The 21102-nt window shown below is 66.7% G+C and carries 21 protein-coding genes and 1 riboswitch; of the genes, 10 read left to right on the top strand and 11 right to left on the bottom strand.

What is annotated here, in order from left to right; genetic code table 11:
- Positions 1–35 precede the first annotated feature (35 nt).
- The gene (locus ABD848_RS20415) at positions 36–839 is read right to left on the bottom strand and encodes a DUF3027 domain-containing protein (RefSeq protein ID WP_344975108.1); all 804 of its coding nucleotides are present in this window, start codon (positions 837–839) and stop codon (positions 36–38) included.
- A gap of 116 nt (positions 840–955) precedes the next feature.
- A complete protein-coding gene (locus ABD848_RS20410) occupies positions 956–1339 on the bottom strand; it encodes a cold-shock protein (RefSeq protein ID WP_344975105.1) in 384 nt (127 codons plus the stop codon).
- A 657-nt stretch (positions 1340–1996) separates the two neighbouring features.
- On the opposite strand from ABD848_RS20410, the gene ABD848_RS20405 reads away from it, so the two are divergent.
- On the top strand, positions 1997–2338 hold the full coding sequence (locus ABD848_RS20405; RefSeq protein WP_344975102.1) for a hypothetical protein: 342 nt from the start codon (positions 1997–1999) through the stop codon (positions 2336–2338).
- Between the two features lie 127 nt (positions 2339–2465).
- A complete protein-coding gene (locus ABD848_RS20400) occupies positions 2466–2882 on the top strand; it encodes a hypothetical protein (RefSeq protein ID WP_344975099.1) in 417 nt (138 codons plus the stop codon).
- A gap of 68 nt (positions 2883–2950) precedes the next feature.
- Here ABD848_RS20400 and ABD848_RS20395 read toward each other — a convergent pair whose 3' ends face one another.
- Both ABD848_RS20395 and ABD848_RS20390 read right to left on the bottom strand, forming a co-directional pair.
- Entirely contained in the window at positions 2951–3658 is a 708-nt protein-coding gene (locus ABD848_RS20395; protein WP_344975097.1) for a FadR/GntR family transcriptional regulator, read from the bottom strand.
- 358 nt (positions 3659–4016) lie between these two features.
- Positions 4017–4355, bottom strand: a complete 339-nt coding sequence (locus ABD848_RS20390; RefSeq protein WP_344975094.1) for a hypothetical protein — start codon at positions 4353–4355, stop codon at positions 4017–4019.
- A 181-nt stretch (positions 4356–4536) separates the two neighbouring features.
- On the opposite strand from ABD848_RS20390, the gene ABD848_RS20385 reads away from it, so the two are divergent.
- Positions 4537–5547 (top strand): R2-like ligand-binding oxidase, encoded by a 1011-nt coding sequence (locus tag ABD848_RS20385; protein ID WP_344975091.1) that lies wholly within the window; start codon positions 4537–4539, stop codon positions 5545–5547.
- Positions 5548–5651: 104 nt separating this feature from the next.
- Here ABD848_RS20385 and groL read toward each other — a convergent pair whose 3' ends face one another.
- The 3 genes from groL to thrC form a co-directional block, all read right to left on the bottom strand.
- Positions 5652–7283 carry a chaperonin GroEL gene (gene groL, locus ABD848_RS20380; protein WP_344975088.1) on the bottom strand — a complete coding sequence of 544 codons (1632 nt, stop codon included), beginning with the start codon at positions 7281–7283 and terminating at the stop codon, positions 5652–5654.
- 349 nt (positions 7284–7632) lie between these two features.
- The gene (locus ABD848_RS20375) at positions 7633–7911 is read right to left on the bottom strand and encodes a MoaD/ThiS family protein (RefSeq protein WP_344975085.1); all 279 of its coding nucleotides are present in this window, start codon (positions 7909–7911) and stop codon (positions 7633–7635) included.
- Between the two features lie 65 nt (positions 7912–7976).
- Positions 7977–9251 (bottom strand): threonine synthase, encoded by a 1275-nt coding sequence (thrC, locus tag ABD848_RS20370; RefSeq protein ID WP_344975082.1) that lies wholly within the window; start codon positions 9249–9251, stop codon positions 7977–7979.
- A 12-nt stretch (positions 9252–9263) separates the two neighbouring features.
- Positions 9264–9404, bottom strand: a riboswitch (SAM riboswitch).
- Positions 9405–9732: 328 nt separating this feature from the next.
- On the opposite strand from thrC, the gene ABD848_RS20365 reads away from it, so the two are divergent.
- Entirely contained in the window at positions 9733–11172 is a 1440-nt protein-coding gene (locus ABD848_RS20365; protein ID WP_344975195.1) for an alpha,alpha-trehalose-phosphate synthase (UDP-forming), read from the top strand.
- A 206-nt stretch (positions 11173–11378) separates the two neighbouring features.
- Here the strand turns inward: ABD848_RS20365 and otsB are convergent, their stop codons facing one another.
- Positions 11379–12209 (bottom strand): trehalose-phosphatase, encoded by an 831-nt coding sequence (gene otsB / locus ABD848_RS20360; RefSeq protein ID WP_344975079.1) that lies wholly within the window; start codon positions 12207–12209, stop codon positions 11379–11381.
- 64 nt (positions 12210–12273) lie between these two features.
- Positions 12274–12597: a DUF3263 domain-containing protein gene (locus ABD848_RS20355; RefSeq protein ID WP_344975077.1), complete on the bottom strand. Its 324-nt coding sequence runs from the start codon at positions 12595–12597 to the stop codon at positions 12274–12276.
- Between the two features lie 508 nt (positions 12598–13105).
- On the opposite strand from ABD848_RS20355, the gene ABD848_RS20350 reads away from it, so the two are divergent.
- Positions 13106–14365: a S8 family peptidase gene (locus ABD848_RS20350; protein ID WP_344975074.1), complete on the top strand. Its 1260-nt coding sequence runs from the start codon at positions 13106–13108 to the stop codon at positions 14363–14365.
- A 35-nt stretch (positions 14366–14400) separates the two neighbouring features.
- Here ABD848_RS20350 and ABD848_RS20345 read toward each other — a convergent pair whose 3' ends face one another.
- Both ABD848_RS20345 and ABD848_RS20340 read right to left on the bottom strand, forming a co-directional pair.
- The gene (locus ABD848_RS20345; protein ID WP_344975071.1) at positions 14401–15423 is read right to left on the bottom strand and encodes a serine hydrolase domain-containing protein; all 1023 of its coding nucleotides are present in this window, start codon (positions 15421–15423) and stop codon (positions 14401–14403) included.
- Between the two features lie 1252 nt (positions 15424–16675).
- Positions 16676–17131 carry an NUDIX hydrolase gene (locus ABD848_RS20340; RefSeq protein WP_344975068.1) on the bottom strand — a complete coding sequence of 152 codons (456 nt, stop codon included), beginning with the start codon at positions 17129–17131 and terminating at the stop codon, positions 16676–16678.
- A 30-nt stretch (positions 17132–17161) separates the two neighbouring features.
- On the opposite strand from ABD848_RS20340, the gene ABD848_RS20335 reads away from it, so the two are divergent.
- From ABD848_RS20335 to ABD848_RS20315, 5 genes are all read left to right on the top strand, one after another.
- On the top strand, positions 17162–17941 hold the full coding sequence (locus tag ABD848_RS20335) for a GntR family transcriptional regulator (RefSeq protein ID WP_344975065.1): 780 nt from the start codon (positions 17162–17164) through the stop codon (positions 17939–17941).
- A 915-nt stretch (positions 17942–18856) separates the two neighbouring features.
- Entirely contained in the window at positions 18857–19138 is a 282-nt protein-coding gene (locus ABD848_RS20330; RefSeq protein ID WP_344975062.1) for a hypothetical protein, read from the top strand.
- Between the two features lie 196 nt (positions 19139–19334).
- Positions 19335–20111 (top strand): GntR family transcriptional regulator, encoded by a 777-nt coding sequence (locus tag ABD848_RS20325; RefSeq protein WP_344975059.1) that lies wholly within the window; start codon positions 19335–19337, stop codon positions 20109–20111.
- A gap of 114 nt (positions 20112–20225) precedes the next feature.
- Positions 20226–20642: a plasmid replication, integration and excision activator gene (locus ABD848_RS20320; RefSeq protein WP_344975056.1), complete on the top strand. Its 417-nt coding sequence runs from the start codon at positions 20226–20228 to the stop codon at positions 20640–20642.
- 101 nt (positions 20643–20743) lie between these two features.
- The gene (locus ABD848_RS20315) at positions 20744–20992 is read left to right on the top strand and encodes a hypothetical protein (RefSeq protein ID WP_344975053.1); all 249 of its coding nucleotides are present in this window, start codon (positions 20744–20746) and stop codon (positions 20990–20992) included.
- Positions 20993–21102: the final 110 nt, after the last annotated feature.

Genomic DNA, 21102 nt, shown 5'->3' with positions numbered 1-21102 from the left:
CAGGGTGGGCGGCGCCGACGCGGTTCGAGGCAGGGTCAACTGTCGGAGGTCACGAGTTCGAGTTCGCTGGTGTCGTCGAAGACGATGTGGTCATAGCCCATCTCGTCGACGACGGGCGGGGCCGGTTCGGGAGCTTCCGTGGGCAGGGAGGCCTCGGAGTGGGCGCCGCAGCCATGGTCCATGGACACGACGCGGCCGTCGTCGGGCGCGTACTCGTTGGCGCACACGCCGAACATCTGGCGGAACTCCCCGGCCAGGGGTGTCATGAAGCCACAGGTGGCGCAGGGGGCCGGGGCGGCGTTGGCGATAGGGTTGTTGGGTCCGGCGGGTCCCTGGTACCAGCGTTCGGCGGCGGCCTCGCGCCCGCTCTCGGACAGGACACGGGCTCGGCCCAGCCCCAGCTCCCAAAACATCTGTTTGTCGACGCCTTCTTCGTCCTCCTCGCCGGCGGGAACCTGGGCGTAGCCCGGCATCAGGCGGTCGTCATCCACCGCACTGGGCAGCAGGTCGCCCACGCCGACGTCGCCGGGGCGCAGGCGTTCCTTCCACGGCAGCCACTCGGGGGCGAGGAGGGCATCGGAGCCGGGCAGTAGCACGGCCTCGTTGACGGTGACGCGCTTGGCGCGCGCGGCGCGCACGACCGTCACGGCGTAACGCCATCCGGGGTAGGCGGGGTCAAGGCACTCGAAGAGGTGCGTGACCAGCCGATCTCCTTCAACGCTGGCGGAGAGGTGCTCGCCAACCCACTCCGGACGTCCGATATCGACGGCGGCGGTTCGGGCGAGGTCTACCGCCTCGGTACATGCCTTGTCTGGTGTCGAACGACGGGTACGGCTCACATTTCCATTTTCGCTGATTACCAGTGCCGACATGACCATCAGGGGGATCGATAGCCGACCGTTACGCGAGCCTCACAGGACTGCCTGGTGGGAGGAGAGGAGGGCGAGGCTGGGGCTCACGCCTCCAGATCGTCGGCGACCACGCGCAGTACCTGCGCGATCTTGGCGGCTTCGCGGCGGTCGGGGTGCTTGCCCCTGCGATAGGTGCCTGAGATGCCGTCGAGGAGCTTGATGAGGTCCTCGACGATGACGACCATCTCTTCGGGTTTCTTACGCATCGCCTTGGAGACGGAACGAGGGGTATCGAGCAGCTTCAACTGGAGCGCCTGAGCGCCTTTTCGGCCTTCGACGACACCGAACTCGACGCGCTGGCCGGGCCGCAGCGAGGTGGCTCCCGCGGGCAGCGCGGAAGAGTGAACGAACACCTCACCGCCGTCATCGCGCGTGAGAAAGCCGAAGCCCTTTTCGCTGTCGTACCACTTGACCTTGCCGGTGGGCACGTGTGACCTCATCGCTTTCGCCGTCGGACCAAGAATGGAGGCCCGCGAGCTACCGTGCACCGGCGCTTGCTCGCTTGGCCTCCTAAGGCCCCATCTTCCCACAGGGCCAGTTTCAGGCTAATGCGCCGCGCTCTCATCAAGCGAGTAGCTACATGCCCGTAAAAAGCACAAAAGGCACCAAACGACCGGCCATAAGCGGCCACTCCTTATCGATTGTGCTCTCCCTGCGTCGACCGCGGGCGGGAGACCCGGTCCGCATTCGGCCGGGTCTCCCTTAACGACATCCCCGGTGCCGCTGGTTGCGGAGTTGTGGGACGGGAGCCGGCGGCTCCGGAATGCCGTTGGACGGATGGTCGCGCCATGTGGGAGGCCCGCGTGGCTGGCTCGGCCGATCTGCGGCGACCACCGCGTTCCGGCGGCGGCAGGCCGACCGAAACGGAACGCGGTTCTATCAATACCCGGCGAGTCACCTCACCACCCCCACGAAACACCAGCTCAACAGTTACCTTGCCAAGGATTTACCCCTCCTGTGACGGGCCCGGCCGACACTTACCAACCATCCGATGAACACAAAAAGAAATATTAAAGATACGATCCGTAACGGCAGTGGGAACTGCCGCTGTTGTGCCTCCAGCCACAACGTCACGAAGGAACCGTATGCGCCGACGCGCTCTGACTCCCCTGCCCCTCGCCGCTTTGGCCGTGCTCACACCCCTGAGCCCTTCGGCCGCTGCTGCCGAGCCCGCCGATTCCCACCTGGAGCTGTACTCGGGCCCCGGTCTTGGCCACACAACGCTCGCGGTGGCGAGCGGGTGCCACTCGTTCGCCCCGCGCATGGTCTATTACGCCGACTCCACGCCCGTGGCCGACTACACCTTCCACTCCGGCCCCGACTGCACGGGGGCCGCCTTGGGCAGCGGACAGGACGCCACTCAGTGGATTCCGCCGCTGAGCGGCGTGCGCTCGGTACGCATCGTTTTCCATGGAGCCGGTGGCTGAGTGGCTGCCGGGCGCCGACGGTGTTGCTCTCCCGATTCCCACTCTCGCTGCGGGCCCGATCTCTGATGAGATAGGGCGAGAACGCCCACCCATCGATATCCCAAACCGCACAGAGGAATAGGGACCTATGAGCAACCCCTCGCTGCCCCCCGGTGCCTCCTCCCCCCGCGACCACGGTTCCGACTCGTCTCGGGCTCGCTCACGCGACGACGCGGCGCGCGAGAACGCCGAGGAGCGCGCCGATGACCGGGATCGGCCGAGCGGGGGGTCGAGCAGTTCCACCATGGCGCTGATCGTGCACGCCTTGACGTTTCTGTGCTGCTTCAACTGGATCTTCGGCGTCTTGGGCATGGTGTTGGCGATCCGTGCGGCCCACAAGCGCGATCGGGGACGTTACCTGGAGGCGGAGACGTTGACCCGTTACTCCTGGTACTGCCTGGGAGCCGCGGGGGTCATGTTCGCGGTCATGTTCATCCTCTCCTTCGTGGTGCTGACGCAGGCCGGCTCGTGGGTGGAGGGAATCGTGCCCGTGACGAACTGGTAGCGGCGGCGAAACGGCGACGTCGGGAAACCGCCGGTGCGCATGGGCGAGTGCGCCGCCCCGGAAAGGGCTCAGGCCAACACCTGGTCCCAGGAGACTTCTTGGGTGAGCAACTCGGGGTACTTGACCTCGGCGTAGCGGGTGTACTCCATGATGTGGTCGCGCATAGCCTCGCCCGCCAGGGTGGGGTCTTGGCTGCTCAGCGCTTGATAGACCTTCTCGTGAGCCTCCAGGATGGCGCCGCGGCGGTGGAGGGGGTAGTCAATGCCGAGTACCGTGCCGTCGAGCATGCCGAGGATGGCGTCGACGAGGTAGCCGAAGAGGGCGTTGCCGGAGGACCAGGCGATGATGTCGTGGAACCCCTTGTTGGCCGCTAGGAAGGTCGCGCGGTCCGCAAGGTTGTCGCGCATGTTGGTGACGGTCTCCCCGAGGCGGGCCAGGTCGTCGGCGTCCATACGCTCGGCGGCGAGGGTGGCCATGACCGGTTCGAGGGCGTTGCGGGCCTCCATGATGACCCGGTATGGCGCCTGAGCGAACTGTAGCAGCAGCATCAGGTTGGCGGCGAGGTGGGAAGCGTCGGGGCTGGCTACGACCGGCCCGCCTCCCGGCCCCGGCTTGAGGGTGAGGGTCCCCTGGAGTTCGAGATAGCGCAGGGCTTCCCGCAGGGTTCCTCGGCCGACGCTGTACTCCTCGAGCATGGCGCGCTCAGAGGGGAGTTTGTCGCCCGCGGTGAGCCCCTGGGCTTTCATATCAGCGACGATACGCTGCGCGATGATCATCGCTGTTTTTTGGGGACGCGCTCGGTTGGCGGCTACCACGACCTCGTCCCTTCCCCGTTGGATTGAAGAAACCCGAAACAAAAACCATGCATATGATAACCAGTTATGAAGGATTTGTCGTGCATGCCGGCTGACGGCGAGGGACCACCGTAGGCGACAGCCTCACTTTCGGCGACGCTGCGGAGGGAAGATGTGTCTTCGCCGGTTCTCTCCCTGAGCAAGGGACGATCTTGTCGCCGAGAGCCTGGGCGAGGCGGCTGGTTCCGGCTGTCGCTCTTGGCGGCGAAAGCGACGCATAACGGCACGCTCGTGAGTGCGTAGCACCACGGCACCGCTCGGTTGCCGCGCCCACGTGGGCTCACACCGAGGGCAGACCGCCGAGGATGAAGGTGAAGCCGGCGATGAGCCAGGCCATGAAAGAGTAGCCCAATGTCCGGGTGCGCAGTTCCGGGCGCTCACGCAAGCTCGGGGCGAGGAAAGCTGAGACCATGAGGGTGAGCGCGAGCAGTGCCGGGATGAGCGAAGCGACGGCGAACAGCGCCATCTGGTCGACGCATCCCGCGTAGTCGGGGCCGCTGGGCTTGCCACAGAACACGTTGTCTCCCCAGTCGGTGAGCACGAACAACAGGTAAGTAGCCGCCAGCGCCAGATCGCACAGCAGCAGGAGCCACGATGGCGCGGCTGTCAGAGCGGCCACAGCCGGTCTCGGATGACCCCGGGTGGATGACACCTCCCGACCGTACCGTTTCGCGCCGGACGCGACGGCCCGAGCGGATCACGACAAACGGAGTTCACCCCTCCGACCACACCGAGATTTACGTAGCGGAGAGAAGTGTCGAATGATAGTGCCAACAGACCGAACTGGAGGATGAGAACCAATGGCGCCACCCCCCGAGAACGAGACCACAACCGGCACCTCATCCACCGGCCGCAGCGGTTTCCACTCGCTGCGAGCCGGGGGCCTGAATTGGGACTCCTTTCCGCTGCGACTGTTCGAGAAAGGCAACGCCAAGTTCTGGAACCCCGCCGACATCGACATGAGCCGCGACGCCGAGGACTGGCACAGCCTCCCCGAGCCCGTCCAGAAACGTATTCTGCGGCTGTGCGCGGTGTTTGTCGCGGGTGAGGAAGCCGTCACCGAGGACATCCAGCCCTTCGTCCGCGCCATGGCGGCCGAAGGGCGGCTGAACGACGAGATGTACCTCACCCAGTTCGCGTTTGAAGAGGCCAAACACCTCCAAGCGTTTCGGATGTGGCTGGATGCGTTGGGCATCGACACTGACCTGCACCGTTACGTCCAAAAGAACGCCGGCTACCGGTTTTTGTTCTACGAGGAGCTGCCGGCCGCGCTGTCCTCCCTCAACGACGACCCCAGCCCCGCCAACCAGATCCGGGCTTCGGTCACCTACAACCACATCATCGAGGGGTCGCTGGCGCTGACCGGATACCACTCCTGGAACCACATCTGCACCGCGCGTGGCATCTTCCCCGGCATGCGCGAGATCATCAAGCGCATCAGCGAGGACGAGCGCCGCCACATGGCGTGGGGCACCTTCACGTGCCGGCGGCATGTGGCCGCCGACGACGCCAACTGGCAGCTCGTCGAGGACCGGCTCCACGAACTGCTGCCGCACGTGATGTCTACCGTCAACCTGTCCAACAGTCCCAACATCAAGGGCAGCCACGATCTGTCGACCGAGGACCTGATGAAGTACGCCAACGACCGTGCCCTGCGCCGCCTGGGGGCGATCGAGAGCGCGCGGGGCGCGCCTCTGGAGCGTATCGACGTCGACGCCGCCCCCGAGGAACTGGAAGAGAGGTTCGGACGGGAGGACAGCGCGGCGATGAGACAGGTGAGCCGAGACGCGGAGTCACCCGAGCGCCCCTAGCTTGCCACTGTCGCGCTGGGCCCCGGCTCGGCCGGGAGGACAGCGACATGACAAAGGGCGGCCCCTCGGCTGCGGGACCGCCCTTGCCGTATCGGCGAGGTGGACTAGAAGTCCATGCCGCCCATGTCAGCGCCGGGAGCGGCGGCAGCGGCCTGCTGCTTCTCCGGCTTCTCGGCGATGACGGACTCGGTGGTCAGGAACAGACCGGCGATGGAAGCGGCGTTTTGCAACGCCGAGCGGGTCACCTTGGTCGGGTCGATGACGCCGTCGTTGGCCAGGTCGGTGTACTCGCCCGTGGCGGCGTTGAGGCCGATGCCGGGCTCCAGGCCGCGGACCTTCTCCACGACAACCCCGCCCTCAAGGCCGGAGTTGATCGCGATCTGGCGCAGCGGCTCGGCGATGGCGCGGCGGACGATGTCGGCGCCGATGGCCTCGTCGCCCTCCAGCTCCAGCTTCTCGAACGCCGGAACGCCGGCCTGTAGCAGGGCGACGCCACCGCCGGGCAGGATGCCCTCCTCGACAGCGGCCTTGGCGTTGCGCACCGCGTCCTCGATGCGGTGCTTGCGCTCCTTGAGCTCAACCTCGGTGGCGGCGCCGGCCTTGATCACCGCGACACCGCCGGCCAGGCGGGCCAGGCGCTCCTGGAGCTTCTCGCGGTCGTAGTCGGAGTCGGTGCGCTCGATCTCGTTGCGGATCTCGTTGACGCGGCCGGCGATGGCCTCGGCGTCACCGGCACCCTCGACGATGGTGGTCTCGTCACGGGTGACGACGACCTTGCGGGCACGGCCGAGCATGTCGAGCTCGGTGTTCTCCAGCTTCAGGCCCACCTCTTCGGTGATGACCTGGCCGCCGGTGAGCGTGGCGATGTCGCTGAGTTGGGCCTTGCGACGGTCGCCAAAGCCCGGGGCCTTGACAGCCACCGACTTGAAGGTGCCGCGGATCTTGTTGACGACGAGCGTCTGGAGCGCGCCTCCCTCAAGGTCCTCAGCGATGACCATCAGCGGACGGCCGGCCTGAAGGACCTTCTCGACGATGGGGAGGAACTCGTTGTTGTTGGAGATCTTCTGGTTGGCGATGAGGATGTAGGGGTCCTCAAGCACCGTCTCCATGCGCTCCAGGTCGGTGGCGAAGTAGGGCGAGATGTAGCCCTTGTCGAAGCGCATACCCTCGGCGAGCTCCAGCTCCAGCCCGAAGGTCTGGCCCTCCTCGACGGTGATGACGCCTTCCTTGCCGACCTTGTCCATGGCGTCGGCGATGATCTCGCCGACCTGCTGGTCGCCGGCCGAGATCGAAGCGGTTGAGGCGATCTGCTCCTTGGTCTCGATGCCCTTGGAGAGGTTGGCCAGCTCCTCGCTGATGCGGGAGACGGCGGCCTCGATGCCGCGCTTGAGGCCGACCGGGTTGGCGCCGGCGGCGACGTTGCGCAGCCCCTCACGTACGAGGGCCTGGGCCAGGACCGTGGCCGTGGTGGTACCGTCACCGGCGACGTCGTCGGTCTTCTTAGCGACCTCCTTGACCAGCTCAGCCCCGATCTTCTCCCAGGGGTCCTCGAGCTCGATCTCCTTGGCGATAGAGACACCGTCGTTGGTAATCGTGGGAGCGCCCCACTTCTTCTCAAGAACGACGTTGCGCCCCTTGGGGCCCAGCGTCACCTTGACGGCGTCAGCGAGTTGATTCATACCGCGCTCAAGGCCGCGCCGGGCCTCCTCGTCAAACGCGATCAGTTTGGCTGCCATAGACTTCCTGTCCTCCCGGGACCGTCTGATACGCGAAGGAACGAGCCGACGCCCGCGACGGACGACCGCGGCGTTCCGGATTCCGTCCACCGGAGACCGCGGCCTCATCGCCTCGATCCTGATTTAGCACTCATAATGACTGAGTGCTAACGATCCCTTTTCTAGCACTCTCCAATGGGGAGTGCAAATGTCGCAGCGCGGTTTTCTCCAGAGCGTCAGCCGCAGGTCAGCACAACGAAAAAGCCCGGTTCCGGGCCCGTCGACGAGGGCGACGGGCCCGGAACCGGGCGGTTACGGCCGCGTTGGGTGATGACGTGGCGACGCGGCGGCCACGAGCGCGCGCAGTGACCTAGCAGCCACCGGCGACCGCGGGGATGACCGACACCTGGCACCCCTCGGGCGTGGCGGTATCGAGGCCGTCGGCGAACCGAACGTCCTCGTCACCCACATAGACGTTGACGAAACGGCGGATCTTGCCGTTGTCGTCGAGGATGCGGGCCTGGATACCGGGGTATTCGGCCTCAAGGTGGTTGATGACCTCCTTGAGGGAGGAGCCCTCGGCCGTCACCTCGGCGGCGTCCTTGGTGTAGCTGCGCAGGATGGTCGGGACACGGACACTGACGCTCATTGCGTGCGCTCAACTCCTTGACTGATCGGGTGGGGGCAGCGGAGACCCCAAGACGGTTCTGGACGTTACAGCAGGCCAGCGTCCTTGAAGGCATCGAGGGAGGGCGGAACCGTCGCGGTGACCCCCGCCTCAACGGCGTTGAGCGTCTTCAGCCCGTCACCGGTGTTGAGGACCACGGTCTCGGCCGCGGGGTCGAGCGCGCCCTGGGAGAGGAGCTTGCGCAGCACGCCGGTCGTGACGCCGCCGGCCGTCTCGGCGAAGACCCCCTCGGTACGCGCCAGCAGGTTGATGGAGTCGACGATCTCGGCGTCACTGACGTGAGCCACAGCGCCTCCGGTGCGCTGGCACACGTCGAGGACGTAAGGACCGTCGGCGGGGTTTCCGATGGCCAGTGATTTGGCGATGGTGTCGGGCTTGACGGGCTGAATGACGTCGTAGCCGCTCTCCCACGCCTGGGCCACCGGGGAGCACCCCGTGGCCTGGGCCCCGAAGATCCGGTAGGGCTTGTCCTCGACCAGACCCAATTGGATCAGTTCCCGCAGCCCCTTGTCGATCTTGGTGAGCTGGGACCCGGAGGCGATGGGGACGATGACCTGATCGGGCAGCCGCCAGCCGAGCTGCTCGGCGATCTCGTAGGCCAGGGACTTCGAGCCCTCAGCGTAGTAGGGGCGGAGGTTGACGTTGACAAACCCCCAGTCCTCACCGGCCGGGTCGCCCATCAGCTCCGAGCAGAAACGGTTCACGTCGTCGTAGTTGCCGTCGAGGGCCACGACCCGCCCGCCGTAGATGGCGGCCATGACGATCTTGCCCTGCTCCAGGCCGGCCGGGATGAACACGCAGGACTTGAAACCAGCGCGCGCTGCGGCGGCCCCCACTGCGCCGGCCAGGTTGCCTGTAGAGGAGCACGAAAGCGTGGTGAAACCGAAGACGCGCGCGGCCTCGACCGCCATAGCCACGACGCGGTCCTTGAAGGAGTGTGTGGGGTTGCCCGAGTCGTCCTTGATGTGAAGCGAGCGCATGCCCAGCTCAGCAGCGAGGCGGTCGGCCTGGACCAGCGGAGTCAGCCCCGGGTTCATGTTGGGCAACTCGCGGACGTTGTCCGGTACGGGCAGCAGCCCGGCGTAGCGCCAGATGTTGGCGGGTCCCCGCTCAATGGCGGCGCGCGTGATCCCCTCGAAGTCGTAAGCGATCTCCAAGGGGCCGAAACAGAAGTCACACGCGAAGCGCGGAGTGAGATCGTAGCGCTCACCACACTCGCGACATGACAGCGCGGCTGCCGGGCCGAAAGAGCGGATCGTGGGCTGGTCGGTTCTCGTCGGTTCCGTGGCGATCGTCGCCATGCGAGGCTTCTCCCCTCATCTTTCCTGTACGCCACCTTGACCACAGGCCGGAGTTGGCACCTGCCTCGGCCGCCTCGCACCTGACGAGAAACGTAATCCGAGATGGTTGCCGGGGCTTCGCAGGGCCGGTCCCTCCACCCCTCTGGATGAGCAATATGTGGTTGTGAAGATCATCGCCGACCATGTCGCCGCGCGAGATCCGTTGGTCACTGTAACCGACGCGGTGTCCGATTTTCTATCCGGGGTGAGCTAGCTAACAAGCGACATCCGCCGCTGTCGACGCCGCAGCGCACCGCCGCGCTTCCACTCAGTGACGGCCATCACGCCCACCGCCACCTGCGCAACGGTTGCCGGCAGGGGATGCGGGGTTTGCACACGTGCCCCACGGGTCACAATCGCGGCATCGCCCCGGCCATCATCTCGGGGCGGCGATGTAGTTAAGTGGGGAGCAACGGATCCCAAGGGAGAGGTGGACGATCAGGTGGACAAGGCACAGATCCTCGTCGCGTCCAACAGAGGCCCGGTGTCCTTCTCGGTCGCCGACGACGGCTCCCTGGCCTTCCGGCGCGGCGGTGGCGGACTGGTCTCCGGGCTGAGCTCCGTAGCCGCCGACATCGAAACGCTGTGGGTGTGCGCGGCACTGTCGGACGCCGACCGCAAAGCCGTGGCCGCAGCCCCCGAGGGGCGGCTCGACCAAGCCGGCTTCGATCTCGGCGGCGCGCGTGTGCGCATGCTCGACATCGCGCCCGAAACCTTCGCCGACGCCTATACGTGGGTGGCCAACTCGACCCTGTGGTTCGTCCACCACATGCTCTACGACACCCCCAACAAACCCGGCTTCGACGCCACATTCCGGCACCAGTGGGAGAACTACCGCTCCTACAACGCCGCGTTTGCCGAGGCGCTGGTCACCGGAGCCGGCGAGGGAGCGAAGGTCGCGGTGCAGGACTACCACCTCGCGCTGGTGCCGCGCATGGTGCGCGGACGCCGGCCCGACCTGCGCATCGCCCATTTCTCTCACACCCCCTGGGCCCCACCGGAGTACTTCCGGATGCTGCCCACCGATGTCGGCAGGGAATTGCTGGAGGGCATGCTCGGCGCCGACCATCTGGGATTCCTCAGCTCCCGCTGGGCCGACGCCTTCCTGGAGTGCTGCGCACGCTTCCTGCACGCCGGCGTCGACCGCAGGGCCCGCACGGTGCAGTTCGGCGGCCGGATCGTCAAGGTAGGAGTGCACGGGCTGGGCGCCGACGGAGCCTTCCTGCGCGAGCGTGCCGAGGCCGACGACGTGGCCCAGCGCCGTGGGGAGCTGCGCGAACTGGTGGGCGACCGCAAGCTCATCGTCCGAGTCGACCGCACCGAACTGTCCAAGAACATCGTCCGGGGGTTGGCCGCCTACCGCGAACTGCTGGCGACCCGGCCGGAGTGGCGGGGGCGGGTGACGCACATGGCCTACGCCTACCCCAGCCGCGGCGACGTGCCGGAGTACCGGGAGTACACCGCCGCCGTGCAACGGCTCGCCAAGGAGATCAACGAGGAGTTCGGCACCGACGACTGGACCCCGTTGATCCTGGAGGTCAACGACGACTTCCCCCGGTCGCTGGCCTCGTACCAGATCGCCGACGTGCTCCTGGTCAACCCCATCCGCGACGGGATGAACCTCGTAGCCAAGGAAGGGCCGGTGCTGTCGCTTGAGGGGTGTGCGGTGGTGCTGTCCACTGAGGCCGGCGCCGCCGACGATCTCGGTAAAAACGCGCTCCTGATCAACCCTTACGACATCAGCGAGACCACCGAGGCCCTCCACAAGGGCTTGACGATGCCCCAGGAGGAACGGCGCGCTCGGTGCGAACGCATGGTGGAGGCGGCCACGGCGCTGCCGCCACAGCGCTGGTTCACCGACCAGTTGCGGGCACTGGGCTAGGTTGTTGTTTTTCGGACGACTGGGGCGGGGGTGTTCTTTGTTCGCTCCTGCCTCGATCGCTTCGCGAGCTCGGCAACCCACGGGGCGAGGGCGGAGGTGCCCACCCGCTTGTGCCCACCGCCGTTTCTCGCCGCCCTTTTCAAAAAACAGAACTTAACCCCACGGCAAGGCCCGCGGCCGTGGGCCGCGGGCAAGGACAGCGCCACCTAACGCTGCTGTAGCGCGTCGGCCAGTCCGGTCAGCAGCTCGGCCACCCCGGCCGGACCGTCGACGACGACATCGGCCCGTTCGACCAGCGCTGCGACATTCTCGGCCGTGCCGGCGGCGCTACACACTTTGAGGCCGGCGACGCCGCGTTCGCGCAACTGTTCAAGGGCGGCAAAGGCGGCGAGGTCGCCGAGATCGTCTCCGGCGTAGACCACCGAGGTGGCCGACAGGTCGGTGACGAAGTCGGTGAGCGCCGCTCCCTTGTCCATCCCGTGAGGGCGCAGCTCGATGACCATACGTCCCGGCTCGACCGCGAGCTCGGCACGCTCGGCCAATTCGGCGAGCGGGGCCCGCAGCAGTTCGAGCGCCGCATGCGGCTCGGGGGTGCGACGGGTGTGCACCGCCAGCGCGATCCGCTTGTCCTCGATCGAGGTGCCCTCGGGAGCGTCCGCTCGGGCGAGTAGTTCGGGCAGTTCAGCCCGAGCCAGGGCGACGCCGGGCGGGGGCTCGGGCACGGTGAGCCGGCCGCCCTCCCAGCGTTCCCTGCCGTACTGGCCAAGCACGACGATGCCGTTGACCTTGGTGAGGTTGCCGTACTCTACGGCCACGTCGGCCGGGCGCCCGGTCACGATGACGATGGAACGCAGCAGAGGGGACAGCCGCGCGAGTTCCTCGACCACGCCGGGGTGGGCACGGGCATCGCTGGGGTTGGGGACGATCGGCGCGAGGGTTCCATCGAAGTCCAGGGCGAGGACAGCGCCGTGGGGGTCGCCCATGACGCGATCCAGCGCGGCTGCGCCGGTGTCGGTGGTGGGGTGGGGCAGGCTCATGGCTACGGTCTCATCTGTCGGCGGCTGATGGCCTGAAAGGGGCCGGCGGGATACCGCGGCGCCCTCAGAGTTGGATGCCCAGCATGCGAGCGGTGCGGCGGCGCCGACGGTCGGCTCGCATACGACGGATACGTTTCACGGTCATGGGGTCGAAGGCGAGGGCCTCCGGACGCTCGACGAGACCGTTGAGCAGTTGATAGTAGCGCGTGGGCGAGAATCCAAAGTGGTCGCGGATGGCCTGTTCCTTCGAGCCTTCGAGTTTCCACCATTGGCGTTCGAAGGCGAGTATCCGCTGGTCGCGTTCAGATAGGTGGGGCTCCTCGGCGGACGTTGCACGGTCAGCCGACGTATTGGGGGGCTGCTGGCCGAACGGCCCGGGATTCGACATTGAAGCGCCTCCTCGTCCGGATTTGGCGCGACTCATCGTAGCGATTTCCCGGCAGCGCCGCGGGGCAAAGCTCCGCGGTCGGGCACGCCGCCAAGAGGTGACAATTGGCTGTCCTTGCCTGCCTACCGTCCTCTATGCACGGGCGGGCGGGCAGAAGTGTGGCGCTGGCCACTGCCGCACGAGCCCCGGCGCTGTTCCCATCGGCATCGGGAGTCCACTACGGCTCCGTTACCCGCCGGCGACACAGCGGTGACACCGACCTCATTAAATTGGGATGGCCTTATCGGGCGTGGCGATGGCGAGAAAATACGGGGGGCTAACCGTGAGACTCCGGTTCGACGGGCGAAAATCGGGGCGATGGATCGGGCAACAGTTGGGTAAAACCATGGGGGTCGCACCTGCGAGCCCCGGAACCCGTGGTAACCAATCACCCGTTACGTGGCACAATGACCAGGGCCAATAGGCCGGGTTCGCGGAGTTCGGCCGAACGCTTGCTGGAAGGGGATTCATGGCCCGGCACGCCACGCGGTTGATGACGGCCAATATGGTCAGGGCACGTGGCGCGTGCGCGGCGGCTCTCATGGCCGGCGCTCTCACTCTCGGCATAGGGGTGGATTCCGCGGCGGCCGACCCGGAAGCGTCGGGGGACTTGCGGTACCAGCAGTGGGGCCTAGAAGCTGTCGACGCCCCTAAGGCATGGGAGATCACCGAGGGGTGGGGGGTCACGGTCGCCCTGCTGGACACCGGTGTCGACGACTCTCACCCGGACTTGGCGGGCAATATCGAGATCGGCCCCGACTACACGGGGGAAGACGCCAGGCCCGGTGAGGCCGGCTATGGCGGCCACGGCACCAAAATGGCGGGCATCATCGCAGCCAACGGCCACGGCGTGGAGCACTCCGGCGGCGTCATGGGCGTGGCGCCCAACGCCGAGATCTTGTCGATCAGGGTCGGTGCCGACCCCGGAAGCTCTAGCGAGGCGAGCCAGGCCGGCCCTGAGGAACAGCAGCGATGGTTGGCCAACGGCATCCGCGAGGCGGTCCGGGAAGGGGCCCAGATCGTCAGCATCCCGCTGCTGGGCCACGGCGGGGAAACCAGCGCCGTAGAGCGGGAGGCCGTCGAGTACGCCAACCGCCGCGGAGTTGTCATCATCGCCGGCGGTAGCGGGGAGGAGACCCCCTTCTATCCGGCGGCCTACGAGAACGTACTCGCAGCCAGCCCTGTCGGGCCGAGCATGCGGCCCAGCGGGACCACGAGCACATTCGTGGGCGCCTCGCTGCCCGCTCCAGCCGAAAAGATCGCCACCACGGCCACCGGCGGTGGCTACGAGCATGTCAGCGGTACGGATGCGGCGGCAGCCATGGTGACCGGGGTGGCCGCTCTCGTGCGTTCGGAGTACCCTCAGCTACGCCCGGATCAGGTCAAAGACGCCCTCGTGGCCTCGAAGGAGCCTCAGCAGGCCAGCTCTCCGGACACCGCCCCCCTGGAGCTGACGGCCTCAGGCACGGTCAACGCCAGCTACGCGCTCGAAGCCGCCGGCAAGCTCGCCGCTGACCAGCCCGCCTTCGACCCGGAACTGGCCCAGCAAAACGAGGACGAGGGGCTCACGGGGGCGGGCTGGACCCTATGGGCCGGGATCGGCTTCGCCGGTGTCCTCCTCGTAGCAGCGGTGATCGGCGGGCGCACGTTGCAGCGCCGTATGGCCAACCCCTACAACCTGCCAGACCAGGGGTCCGCCGAGGAACCGCTGAACCACCGCGCGCGGTGACGTGGGGCCGCCCGGTAGCCGCGGCGCGGGTGCCGCTAGGCGGCGAACGCGGCGTGTGCGACCGTTCTAAGGTCGAGCAGTCCCGGGCGGCGGCGCCCATTGTGCACGGCGTTGGTCAACAGGCCGACGTAGCGGCCCGTCTGCGGGTGCAGGAACAGGCTGGTACCGGTGTAGCCGTTGTGGTACACGACCCCGTCATCGCTGACCAGCCACGCTAGACCACGCGAGCAGTGATCCCCGGCGTTGACGTAGCCGCGCCAACTCTCCCGCAGGTATTGGGTCATGGGGTCGTGGCTGTCGCCGCCGGCGTGGATGCGCAGCAGTTCGCGAGCGTAGGAGCCCAGGTCGGTGACGGTGGTGAACACTCCGGCGTGGCCGGCGACGCCCCCCATGAGAGCCGCTGCCTCGTCGTGGACCACGCCCCACGTGGGCGCTGCCCCGGCGATGCGACGTTCGGTGGGGGCGACGTTGCGGCTGCGCGGTAGCGGCCCGTAGGTGGTCGCCGGCATGCCCACGGAAGTCCACAGGTCGGCGGCGAGGTGGTCCAGCGGATCGCCGAGCACACGTTCCAACAGGAGCCCCAGCAGGATGAAGCCGTGGTCGATGTAGCGGTAGCCCTCTTCCTCCAGCGGCTCGGACAGAAGCGCCTCGGCCAGATCCTGGCCGGTTCCGACGTAGCGCTCCAACCAAATGACGGGGCTCATCCGGGAGGTGTGCGTGAGGATCTGGCGAATCGTCACCGATCCCCCGGGATAGGGGCCGCCGGGAACGTACTCGCCGACGGGGACATCCAGGTGGAGCGCGCCCCCTGCTATGGCTTGGCCGATGAGCGGCCAGGTAGCCATGACCTTCGTCAAACTGGCGGTGTCGTAATGGACGTCCGGAGCCGGGACAGCGTCGCCACACTCCAGTGCCAGCGAGCCCACCGTCACGAACTCCCACATACCGTCGGTGCCGACGACGGCCGCCCCTCCCGGCAGCCACCCCGCATCGACCATGACCTTCAAGACGCCTCGGATCTCTGTCCCTGTCTGCGTCACCCAATCTCCGTCGCGCACGTGCCCCCTCCTCGCGTAATTGCCCCCACTTTCGCCGGTACCCGTCCGTGTCTGGACTGTCACCTGCGAGGAATGAATGCCCGAATTCCGGATATCCGCTACAGAGAACGCTATGGCATACCAGGGCGCGAGGCACGGAAGGTAGCGGGCGGGCGCCACCGCCACCGCCCACGGTCGGCCACATGGGGCACGCGGAGAAAGCTAACCCAATTTCACCGTGTTGCCCGCTTTTGTGGTGTTTGGGGCATTGGAGAACTTTGAGGAAGGGTGGCCGTCAGGTGTTCCGAGCCGCCGGCCGATCCTCGGCGGGGCCCGGAAGCCAGGGTGACCTAGCGCGCCCGACTCCCAGCGCAGGGCACGCCGCGGCCCGGGAAGCGCAGGTGGCAAACGAAGGACTGAACGTCGGAGGGCGAGCGACGTGAGGCCACGGCCGTACCTGGAAAGGGCTTTGGAACGGCCCGCCTGCGTCAAGCGGCTGCTCTAAGAGCGGTGTAGCCTGCGGATTCCAGCTGTCGCTTCAGCTTTTCCCCAGGTGAGAGACTGTGAGAGCCGGCGAGGGGATTTGAACCCCTAACCTGCCGTTACCTCGAAACCGGGGCGCGGCCCTGCGAGAACCCACGGACACCACATCTGACCTGGATCGCGTCCCCTCACCGGTTCCTACGGCTTCCCACGGTTTCCCGGGGCCGTGTGCAATGAATGTGCATCGCCTCGCGCGCCCTCCCACCGCCCCCTCCGCGAAGGCGGGACCGCTCTACACGCGGGCCACACCCCCAACCACGCGAACCCACGCTCCCGGCAACCCAAGCGGTGGCGCACTCGGTAAGGGGGTTCAACCATCGTGCCCAACCATGGGAGCGAGCAACCACGGTTTCCGGTCCGTGGGGCTCGATCGCGCTGGAGTCGGTGACTATAGACAGACAGGGTCGCGCGATCGTGTGCCACGGGACCCAGGACACGAGTAACCATGGGACCTGTGGGAGCGGACGGTGCGACACTGCTGGGGCCTACTCGACGCTGTGGGGCGTGCCTTTCTGCCTCATGGGCGCTGCCGGCGAATCGGTGGCGCCTCTTGTCTTCCGTCCTTGGTCGCCCTGCGGGGGTGCGCTCGGGACCGGGCGGCAGCCCGCAGCCCGGGCGCACCCCCGCAGGGCGGGTGCGTCGGCGCGAAGCGCCGGCGCCTTGATCCCACATAGCCCAATTCGGCAACGCTGCGACTTGGGGCGTGCTCTCCTTCAGTTGCCTAGCAGGGTCACTTTGTCTGGATGAGGTGTGTGCCGTCGTGGGTGCGGACGTGGGGGGTGTTGGTGTCGAGGGCGTCTAAGAGTCGGATGGCGTAGACCTGGTTCATGCGTTGGGTGATCTGGTCGGGGGTGAGCCATTCGACGGCGCTGGACTCTGCGGAGGGGCGTTCGGTGCCTCCGGATGGTTTGCAGCGAAAGACCAGAGCGACGATGCCGCGGGTGGTGTTCTTGTAGACGCCGGTGAGTTGGTCCACCTCGACGTGGATTCCGGTTTCTTCCCAGACCTCGCGGCGTACGCCGTCCTCGGGTAGCTCGTCGAGTTCGAGGATGCCGCCGGGGAGTTCCCAGGTGCCGTTGTCGGTGCGGCGGATCGCCAAGAGTCGGCCGTCCTCCCGGATGACCGCTCCGGCCACGGATACCGAATGCAGTGGCGTTGACTGGCCATCTCGGGCATTGTTACTCATGTACAGGAGCATAGAAGGAAGTGAAGGACTATGGCGAGCACAGCAGGGGCGAAGTCGGCGAAACCCATGTACCTGCAAATCGCTGACGACCTCGAAGAACAGATCAAGAACGGGCGGTTGGCCCCTGCTGAAGAGCTGCCCAGTGAAGCCGAGCTGATGGAGCGCTACGGCGTGTCCTCGGGGACGGTGCGCAAGGCTGTCGCTGAGCTGCGTGCCGCGAGCTTGGTGGTGACGTATCAGGGCAAGGGCTCGTTCGTGAAGTCGCGTCCTCCGGTGAGCCGGAAGTCCTCGGATCGGTTCCGGCGTTCGCATCGTCGCGCGGGCAAGGCCGCCTACATCGCCGAGACGGAACAGGCCGGGGTGAAGGCGACGGTGCAAGTGCTCTCGGTGGGTCCGGTGGCTGCTCCACCGGAGATCGCAGACCGGCTCGCGGTCGAAGAGAACGCCAAGGTGCTGGCGCGGCGACGGCTGTACTTCAGTGACGGCACGCCGACCGAAGAGGCGACGTCGTACCTGCCGTGGGACGTGGCGCGCGACATCCCCGAGTTGTTCGAGGACAACCCCGGTGGCGGCGGTATCTACGCCAGACTCGAAGAGCATGGTCATGAGTTCTTGGAGTACACCGAGACGGTACGGGCGCGTATCGCCACCAAGCAGGAAACCACCGCGCTGGCCCTCAGCCCGGGGTCGCCGATCATCCACTTGACGCGCAACGCTGTCACCGTCACCGGGCGGGTCGTTGAGGTCTGCGACACGATCATGGCTGCTGACCAGTTCGTTTTGGACTACCGCATCCCGGCCACGGACTGACGTCCCCGGGCTGGCTACCTGTCGAGATTCTTCGCCAACCGGGTTGACTCATGTATATAAGTAGGCCACTCTTGTTGTGCAGTGCTTATATACATGAGTGCCTGTGAAGGGCTCATCTATATGAGCTGTGTTCGCTGTGTCGATTTCTCGACGGACACAAGCGGGTTGACGTTGGCGTTCGCGGCGAAGAATCACCGCGCGGTCGTGAAGGGGCGTGCTTCTTGGATTCCGGGGCTGTACCCGCGCAACAGCCATGCAGGGCCTGCCGGGGGCGTGGTTACAAGACACTCCGCTCGCGGCGACTGCTCATCGTCCGTTCGGGCGCCGCGCAGAGGTCGCACGCGCGCGCCGTCGTCTGCACGGCATGCGGCGGAGTTGGGGTGAGCCGCCAAGACGTGCATCCGTGACTGTCATCCCAACCCCTGTGGGCTCGGCTGGAACGCCGATCGGTCCACCTGTTCTGGACCCCCGCGACGCGGGCCGGCGTCCGGGGGCATGGCCAACCTGGTGAAAGCAGGCTGACATGAGAAACCCTATCGCCCGATTCCGGGCGTGGATGCTGCGATTTCTCCCCCCACCTCCCGGGGCGACGCTGAGACTCGGCGACGCCCCGGAACAACTGCATTCCTCCCCTCACGGGCGCACCGTGGGGGCTGAAACGGGCGGGAAGGTGTCGTGGCGCCTTCCCTCGGGGCGGCGACCGTCCGCCGCCTGGTCAACGCCGGCTGAAGAGTCCCACGTACCGTTGCAGCGGCCTCGCCGTGCTCGACGGCGCGAGACCGTTCCCTCCTATGTCCGGCCCTACGTCCTTGCCCATGAGCGCCGTGTCCGTGAGCAGGAAGCCGACGAACGCGCGCGACGTCAGGAGCGTTCCCGGGCGTCCCTGCCGGCCTTGGCGGGGTCGGGGGCGCTGTGATGAGCGGCGGGCACGATCCTCTGTTGGAGCTGCTGCGCACGCACTATGGCGACCATTGGACGATTCGGCGTACCCAGCATCTGTGGGTCGCAACAGCCGTTGATCGTGACGTGCCGCATGCGCCCACCCTCGTTGAGCCCGATGTGGAGACCTTCGTCGGTCAGCTTGAAGACCCTCCCGCGCGGGTGGGGCGCTCCCTGTTGTCCCAGCCGTGGGTCTCGGACATGCTCAACGATCTTCGTGACGGCACGTTCTGGAGCGGTACGCCTCCGGTGACGTGACAGGGAGGCGCGGTCGGGAGCCCGGGTAACGGCCTTCCCACCGGTCGCGCTTGGGGGCAGTGGCCTCGGCCTACGAACCGGGTCGGGAGGGGGCCACTGCCCCTGCTTCAGGTGTCCTCCCCGCAGATACTCCTACGCCAGCGTGTCTTTGTACGGACGGTACGCACCGTCATGACAAAGGCAGAGCGACGCACGTATGCTGCTTGACCAGACGAGTACTAGAGTCACCGGACGGTTGTTCATGTCGAATCTGGAGTTCACGCCGCCCAAGTACGCCCAGATCGTGCAAGCGATCCAAGCGCGTATCGAGGACGGCACCTATCCCGTGGGCGAGATGTTGCCCTCGGAGTCGCGCATGGTGCGTGAGTTCGGATCGGGGCGCAGTACCGTCGTGCGGGCCTTGCAGATCTTGAGTATGCAAGGCTGGATCGAACGTGAGCACGGGCGGGGCTCCTTCGTCAAAGGGGTACCCGAGAAGTCGGCTGAGCGCTCCCACGAAGGGGGAAGCGCCTTCGACGCGCCGGAGAATCCCACCACTCACACCATCACCAGTACTGGGCGCGCGAGCGCTCCGGCGGGAATCGCCGAGGCGTTGAAGCTGCCGGAGAACTCCCCGGCCATCATGCGCCAACGTCTCGTCGTCGATGACGACTCTCCCAGCGAACTGGTGACGCTGTGGTTCCCGCTCGATGTGGCTACGGGTACCGATCTGGCCGAGGCTCCCCTCATCGGTATCGGGGTGCGTGAACATCTCCAGGCGGTCAAACAACTGCGGCCCGCGCGTATCTGTGAACGCCTCTCCGCGCGTCTGGCCACCGAACACGAGCGGGAGCTACTCCGCCTGGATGCCGGTACTCCGGTGCTGGGCATCATCGCCAGCATCCTGGATGCCTCTGAGAACGTCATCGCGGTGGCCGACGTGGTGCTCCCCGGTGACCTGCACGACCTCGAAGACAGCTACCCGGCCTCCTGACGGCCACCATCCACCGCCGACTCAACCACTTGTCTGCACGAGTTGAGTCGGCTATCTTTGTAAACACTCGACCGAACGAGTAGTCGAGCGTTTGAAACGTTGAGGAGTTTTCCTATGGCAATCCAGGGCGCGCTACCCGTCGCGTTCGCGACGGTGTTCCCCCATGGCGCTTTTGCGTTGGGTGTGGAGGCGATTACCGATTTTGAGACCAAGCGGCCCCAGACGGATAAGGACTCGGGGTTGCCGCTGTGGGCGGTGGATGTGATCGACGCTGACCCCAATGCGCGGGGTAAGGCCAAGAGCGTCAAGGTCAAGGTCGCTGCGGAGCATTGTCCGACGTTGCCCGATGAGGTCTCGGGGCTGCCGTTTCGCCCGGTGGAGTTTGAGGGGATGGCGGTCATGCCCTACGTCGATGAGTCGGGCCGTCGTCCCCGGGTGGCCTATTCGCTGCGCGCTGCCGGGGTGAAGACGCCCGGTGCTGCGGGGCGCAAGGGCTCTGCGCCCTCCTCTGCGGCCAAGGATGCGGCCTGACCCTGTGTTTCTGCGGGGCGGCCTGGGTGCTGCAACACCGTAGGGCCGCCCCTGACTCTCCCCAGTCCTGCGAAAACTCGTGGAAGAGGTGTGTCTAGCTTATGTCCTGTGGAGATCAGCGCTCGCTCACCCGTGAGGTGAGCGCGTTTGTGGAGCTGCTGCGGGAACGTTTCGAGCGTCCGCTGCTGGCCCCGGTCGATCCCGGCGAGGATGCCGCCCTGTTCGAGATCAAAGCCGAGGTGATGGAAGCCCTCGCCGTCCAGCGCGGCGATGGCGAGTCGCGTGCGGTGGCCGACAACGCCCGCGCGGTGGCCAACGCTAAGCGGGCTCGGATCGGGGGTGAGCGCTGATGTGGCGCAACCCCCGGCCGGGTGAGCAGCAACCCCAACCCACGGCTCCGGTTCCGGCTCAGGCGGTGCGGTTCGCGACGCCGGTGGTGACCACCCCGGGCATCGTCATC

The organism is Salinactinospora qingdaonensis (assembly GCF_039539445.1).
GTDB lineage: Bacteria > Actinomycetota > Actinomycetes > Streptosporangiales > Streptosporangiaceae > Salinactinospora > Salinactinospora qingdaonensis.
This window is presented reverse-complemented; position numbering and strand designations above follow the sequence as displayed.

What these genes read in the sequence shown, in the direction of transcription:
- ABD848_RS20405 (WP_344975102.1), top strand. Translation starts at nt 1,997, where the DNA reads ATGCGCCGACGCGCTCTGACTCCCCTGCCCCTCGCCGCTTTGGCCGTG.
- ABD848_RS20400 (WP_344975099.1), top strand. Translation starts at nt 2,466, where the DNA reads ATGAGCAACCCCTCGCTGCCCCCCGGTGCCTCCTCCCCCCGCGACCAC.
- ABD848_RS20395 (WP_344975097.1), bottom strand. Translation starts at nt 3,658, where the DNA reads ATGATCATCGCGCAGCGTATCGTCGCTGATATGAAAGCCCAGGGGCTC.
- ABD848_RS20385 (WP_344975091.1), top strand. Translation starts at nt 4,537, where the DNA reads ATGGCGCCACCCCCCGAGAACGAGACCACAACCGGCACCTCATCCACC.
- groL (WP_344975088.1), bottom strand. Translation starts at nt 7,283, where the DNA reads ATGGCAGCCAAACTGATCGCGTTTGACGAGGAGGCCCGGCGCGGCCTT.
- ABD848_RS20375 (WP_344975085.1), bottom strand. Translation starts at nt 7,911, where the DNA reads ATGAGCGTCAGTGTCCGTGTCCCGACCATCCTGCGCAGCTACACCAAG.
- thrC (WP_344975082.1), bottom strand. Translation starts at nt 9,251, where the DNA reads ATGGCGACGATCGCCACGGAACCGACGAGAACCGACCAGCCCACGATC.
- otsB (WP_344975079.1), bottom strand. Translation starts at nt 12,209, where the DNA reads ATGAGCCTGCCCCACCCCACCACCGACACCGGCGCAGCCGCGCTGGAT.
- ABD848_RS20355 (WP_344975077.1), bottom strand. Translation starts at nt 12,597, where the DNA reads ATGTCGAATCCCGGGCCGTTCGGCCAGCAGCCCCCCAATACGTCGGCT.
- ABD848_RS20350 (WP_344975074.1), top strand. Translation starts at nt 13,106, where the DNA reads ATGGCCCGGCACGCCACGCGGTTGATGACGGCCAATATGGTCAGGGCA.
- ABD848_RS20340 (WP_344975068.1), bottom strand. Translation starts at nt 17,131, where the DNA reads ATGAGTAACAATGCCCGAGATGGCCAGTCAACGCCACTGCATTCGGTA.
- ABD848_RS20335 (WP_344975065.1), top strand. Translation starts at nt 17,162, where the DNA reads ATGGCGAGCACAGCAGGGGCGAAGTCGGCGAAACCCATGTACCTGCAA.
- ABD848_RS20330 (WP_344975062.1), top strand. Translation starts at nt 18,857, where the DNA reads ATGAGCGGCGGGCACGATCCTCTGTTGGAGCTGCTGCGCACGCACTAT.
- ABD848_RS20325 (WP_344975059.1), top strand. Translation starts at nt 19,335, where the DNA reads ATGCTGCTTGACCAGACGAGTACTAGAGTCACCGGACGGTTGTTCATG.
- ABD848_RS20320 (WP_344975056.1), top strand. Translation starts at nt 20,226, where the DNA reads ATGGCAATCCAGGGCGCGCTACCCGTCGCGTTCGCGACGGTGTTCCCC.
- ABD848_RS20315 (WP_344975053.1), top strand. Translation starts at nt 20,744, where the DNA reads ATGTCCTGTGGAGATCAGCGCTCGCTCACCCGTGAGGTGAGCGCGTTT.